Here is a 596-nt window from a genome sequence, read left to right as displayed (position 1 = left end):
CTCGTCGGCCACGCCAAGCGCATTCTTGCCGTCCATCGCGAGGCTTGGCTGGCGCTGAAGGGCGCCCGCGCTGCCGGGCGCGTTGCCATCGGCACGACGCAGGATTTTGCCGACAGCGGCCTGCCGGATCTGCTGCGTGCTTTCGCCGGCAGCCATCCGCGCGTCAGGATCGAACTGCGGGTCGGCCGTTCCGCCGAGTTGGCGCAGGCGCTGCAGTCTGGCGGCCTCGATCTGGCGATCGTCATGCGCCAGACGGCAGCGGCGGACGAAGTCGGCGTGCTGCGCGAGCCGATGATATGGCTATGCTCACAAAAGGGGCTGGCCACGCGGCAGGAGGAACTGCCGCTGGCGCTGCTCGATCCATATTGCGGTTTTCGCGAAGCGGCACTTGCCGCACTCGATGCCGCCGGCCGCCGCTACCGCATTGCTGCCGGCAGCGCCAGTCTGGCCGGCCTGCGCACAGCCGTGAACGCCGGTGTCGCACTGACGCTGCGAACGGCTCGCTTTGCCCATTCCGGGATTGTCGAGGCGCCGCGCCAGCTTGGCCTGCCGCAGGTGCCTTTGGCTGAGTTCGCCATCCGGCTGCGTGCCGGTGC

The 596-nt window shown here is 69.3% G+C and carries 1 protein-coding gene; it reads left to right on the top strand.

Features of this window, described 5'->3' with window-relative positions:
• Positions 1-596 (top strand): LysR substrate-binding domain-containing protein (locus EN884_RS37915; RefSeq protein WP_128361229.1); only part of this gene is annotated, 596 nt, incomplete at both ends.

The organism is Mesorhizobium sp. M7A.F.Ca.AU.001.01.1.1 (assembly GCF_004022735.1).
Lineage (GTDB): Bacteria > Pseudomonadota > Alphaproteobacteria > Rhizobiales > Rhizobiaceae > Mesorhizobium > Mesorhizobium ciceri.
This window is presented reverse-complemented; position numbering and strand designations above follow the sequence as displayed.